The 3,650-nt window shown below is 59.7% G+C and carries 4 protein-coding genes and 2 pseudogenes; 4 read left to right on the forward strand and 2 right to left on the reverse strand.

The annotated features are described in order from the left end of the window. Nucleotides 1-3: 3 nt before the first annotated feature. Both AC2TEW_RS38615 and AC2TEW_RS38620 read left to right on the forward strand, forming a co-directional pair. Nucleotides 4-390, forward strand: a complete 387-nt coding sequence (locus AC2TEW_RS38615) for a DDE-type integrase/transposase/recombinase (RefSeq protein WP_484627822.1) — start codon at nucleotides 4-6, stop codon at nucleotides 388-390. Continuing rightward, nucleotides 281-819, forward strand: a pseudogene (locus AC2TEW_RS38620) (transposase); the annotation flags it as partial. The gene AC2TEW_RS38615 and the pseudogene AC2TEW_RS38620, both read left to right, overlap by 110 nt. A gap of 650 nt (nucleotides 820-1,469) precedes the next feature. Here the strand turns inward: AC2TEW_RS38620 and AC2TEW_RS38625 are convergent. After that, complete coding sequence (locus AC2TEW_RS38625; protein WP_484627819.1) at nucleotides 1,470-1,829, reverse strand: hypothetical protein; 360 nt, start codon at nucleotides 1,827-1,829, stop codon at nucleotides 1,470-1,472. Nucleotides 1,830-2,165: 336 nt separating this feature from the next. On the opposite strand from AC2TEW_RS38625, the gene AC2TEW_RS38630 reads away from it, so the two are divergent. Beyond that, nucleotides 2,166-2,414 (forward strand): cold-shock protein, encoded by a 249-nt coding sequence (locus AC2TEW_RS38630; RefSeq protein ID WP_484627820.1) that lies wholly within the window; start codon nucleotides 2,166-2,168, stop codon nucleotides 2,412-2,414. Between the two features lie 575 nt (nucleotides 2,415-2,989). Next, entirely contained in the window at nucleotides 2,990-3,400 is a 411-nt protein-coding gene (locus AC2TEW_RS38635) for a hypothetical protein (RefSeq protein WP_484627821.1), read from the forward strand. Nucleotides 3,401-3,449: 49 nt separating this feature from the next. Here AC2TEW_RS38635 and AC2TEW_RS38640 read toward each other — a convergent pair. Then, nucleotides 3,450-3,650, reverse strand: a pseudogene (locus tag AC2TEW_RS38640) (IS5 family transposase); the annotation flags it as partial.

A 3,650-nucleotide genomic window follows, 5' to 3' on the forward strand; every position in this document is an offset into this window, starting at 1 on the left:
GGGATGCGGCTGGTCGGTGATATCACCTTCCTGCCGACCGAGGAGGGCTGGCTCTACCTGGCAACCTGCATCGACCTGGCCACCCGCGAGGTCGTTGGCTACGCGATGGCCGACCATCACCGCGCCGAGCTGCCGGTGGCCGCGCTGCGGACGGCCGCCGGCCGTGGCGCTCTGGAACGAGGCTGCATCTTTCACTCGGACCGCGGCAGCGAAGGTGGATTCAACCGGTGGACGCAACACCTCGTTCTCGGAGGTGTTGATGGGAAGGCCAGCTGGGTGGATGGCGGCGTTGACCGGGCGGTCGCCGATGAAGTCTCCGGGTGCGCCGGCGCTTCGGCGGGAGGTTCAGCGCCAGTTCTGGCAGGCGATTGCGATGGGGTTGCTTGCTGAGGAGGCGGCAGCTGCGGTTGGCGTATCCCAGGCGGCGGGTGGCAGGTGGTTCGGCACGGTGGCGGTATGCCACCGATGGATCTTGCCCCGCCCTCCGGCCGGTACCTGTCCTTCCACGAGCGTGAAGAGATCGCGATCCTGAAAGCGCAGGGCGTCGGCGTTCGCGAGACCGCGCGACGCCTCGGCCGCGCCCTGTCGACGATCTCCCGGGAGCTGCGGCGCAACGCCGCAACCCGAGGCGGCCGTCTGGAGTACCGGGCCTCGGTCGCGCAGTGGAAGGCGGACCTCGTGGCCCAGCGTCCGAGGACAGCGAAGCTGGCTGCGAACGATCGGCTGCGAAACTACGTACAGGAAAGGCTTTCAGGCCAGGTCAGCCGCTTGGACGGGACGGCCCTGGGGCCGCAGGCGGCACCGTGGAAAGTTCATAACTTTGACCGCCTGGAACAATTACGGGGGTGCCGACAAATTGCGGCGATGATAGACGTAAAGTTATCTATAGAGCAGCAGGCGAAGAGCAGCGATTCACAGTTCCGCTCGGAGCTAATAACATCAAGCTTGAGGCAACTGGAGGGCGAAGTGGTGACGGAAGCAACCAATAGTTACGCAAGGTGATTCGTAGCCAGTTAGGCGACTGGCTGCATGACAACGTTGTCGTTTGGTCTTGCGGCGATCGGGGTATGGGTGAGCGTTTCGCACCTGGCTTCTGGGGTCGAGTTTCGTGCTACGCAGGGGTAGTCGCACCGGTGCCAGCGGGGCGTGAGGTCGATCATGGCATCGTGGATTATGGCTTCGAAGCGGGCCGGCGGGTCCTCGTACTGAAGGTGACTTTGAGCGTTCCCCGGGGCGTGGACACCTCCCGCGGTCCGGCCGAACGACTAGATGGCTGAGCCCGCCCAGCAGGATAGTCAACTCCTCGGCCCAATTACCGAGACGCTTCTCCATCACATCCACAGCATGACCGCTCAACGACAGGCCCGAGCAGCAGTCACCTGATCTGCCCCGCTGTAGTACAAGGGATGAAACGCCCAGGTACTTCGCCAGCCGACACGGAACCACTCCTGCAGTTCCGGGCAGCACCGTCATTTGGACTCTTCGAACTCAGGCCAGCGGATGAGCTTGAATCTGGCACTCAGCTCGTCCAAAATAATTTCCTCACTGACCCCGCATGCATTCTTCACCTTGGCGTAGTGCCCGCTCTTTGGATCAATTGAAATCGCCTCAATGGTCAGGGATTCACGCCTTATCTCATCTGCGTGTGATTCCCATACTTGCCCCGGAGCTGCAACCACGTAGATACAACCGTAGGCGTAGGCGGTGCAGGCGACATTTAGGGCGGCCTGGTCGGGCAGATTATCCATAAGTCGCAAACGCATGCGGTACGAGTTGACGAGCTCTGCTGAGCGGTGGGGTCCGACTATATCATCAATTTTCCACTCCATGGTCACTAGTCATTGGCCAGGGGGAGGGTGGGCGAATATGTCATTGTGCTTCCTTTGCTGGATAGGTTGCGATAAATTGTTAAAGGCAGATGAAATGTCATTTCAAGTCTCCGACATTCAGGCGTAGTTCAACTTCTCGATCGAGCAGGAGCGGGGGAGGTGGGGATGCCCGGAACTATGCCCGATCGGGTTTGCTTGGGGGCTGGTCCGGGACTTTAATGGAGGGAGATCGGGGCGCACCAAGCGGCCGACAACACGGCGCTTTGCTCGGCAGGTCGGGCTTGCTGGGGCAAAGTGGAAATTCCGTCTTCAGCGAAGAAATATCGGAGAAGTGAAGTGGCAGTAGAAAAGTCTCGCGGAATTGTAAAGTGGTTCAATGCGGAGAAGGGGTTCGGATTTATCGCGTCAGGCGGCGAGTCGAACTCCCCGTCCCTTCCGGATGTATTTGTCCACTATAGTGCGATCGAAGGTTCCGGATTCAAGGAGCTAATTGAGGGCGAAAAGGTAGAATTCGTCGTTGAGCAAGGCCCTAAGGGTCCGCAGGCAGTCCAGGTCCGGCGCCTAGGCAGTGGTCTCGGCCGCTGAGTAGAGGGTCCCGTGCGGAGACTGATGCCCCGAGTTTTATTCACAAGCCTCGGATAATCTTTGGGTTGCGATCAAAAGTAACGGCCCCGTTCTGTAACCTGTTGAGGTCTCACACAAGACAGGCATGACAGAGCGGGGCCGTCCCAGGGCCGGTGAAAGTCCAGATTTCAGCCGTTAATGGGCGGTTCACCTGGAATGGCCGAAGAGGTAGGTCTGGGCTATGTGTGGAGCGAGTGGCAGCTGACTGATTTCGCCAATCAGGATGAATTGCATCTGAGGCTGTATCTGGGATATGGCCGACCAGGGAGGCCGGCTTCCGGCCGTGGCCGGTCTGTCCGTAGGTGCGCTGATCGAGAGGGTGACGGCGGGGCAGCCGCACCACGCGAAAGGATGGTCACCCGAGATCTCAAACGCGGCCTCGGAGGCAACGCAGCGGCAAACCAGACGGCCCGCCACTCGCGCGACCGCACAAATGGCCTGACTAGATTCCCCATTGGCCTGCCTTTCGCAACCCGCAAAAAATAAGACGCTAGACTTTCCGTGAAATATAATTCAACATTATTGAGGTGAATTATATGCGCACCCACTTTATAGAGCAGCAGTGTTCCGTCGTGGCAGACGTGGGGGACGTGGCCCACTGTGCAAGCATGGCGTCGTGCGGACTAGTTTTGGCGTATGGCCATGAACAGGTGGCCTGCTATCACTGGCCAGGCATGGTAAATGGCTCGGAATACTTTTCTGACTTCATGAGCGTTGTTGGCGGGATTGACGCATGCCGATTCATTCAAGTATTCACCAATGACTTTCCGAGCGAAAGTGCCGCCGCCGAGTGCAGGCAAACAATTGCTGGACTTCAAAATAAATTCGGCACGGCTGTTTATTGGTACGTGCACCACGGAGACTATCGAGGGGGAACCGATGCTCGCGTCACACTCGGGCCGGACGGAGCCGTAAGCATGAACCATGTGACGCAGGTGACCTTCTGAGCCTGATCTTTAAACCTCTGACTGGGCGTTTCGTCCCTTGTCCTTATGCTCAGGTGCCGCGCCAGGTCGGGTGTTTTCGCCGGTGAGTCGGCGGGTCATGAGGCTGATCATCGCGACGTGGGCCATGGCTTCGGAGCGGGCGGGGAGGGCCTCGTAGTCCCGGGCCAGGCGGCGGTGGTTCATCAGCCAGCCAAGACTGCGTTCGACGACCCAGCGGCGGGGCTGGACGACGAAGCCCCTGGTGGTGGGG

Source organism: Kitasatospora sp. NEAU-CNBT7 (assembly GCF_057220535.1).

Excerpts from the sequence above, each read along its gene's own strand:
- AC2TEW_RS38635 (WP_484627821.1), top strand. The coding sequence starts at position 2,990 with ATGCGCACCCACTTTATAGAGCAGCAGTGTTCCGTCGTGGCAGACGTG.
- AC2TEW_RS38615 (WP_484627822.1), top strand. The coding sequence starts at position 4 with ATGCGGCTGGTCGGTGATATCACCTTCCTGCCGACCGAGGAGGGCTGG.
- AC2TEW_RS38625 (WP_484627819.1), bottom strand. The coding sequence starts at position 1,829 with ATGGAGTGGAAAATTGATGATATAGTCGGACCCCACCGCTCAGCAGAG.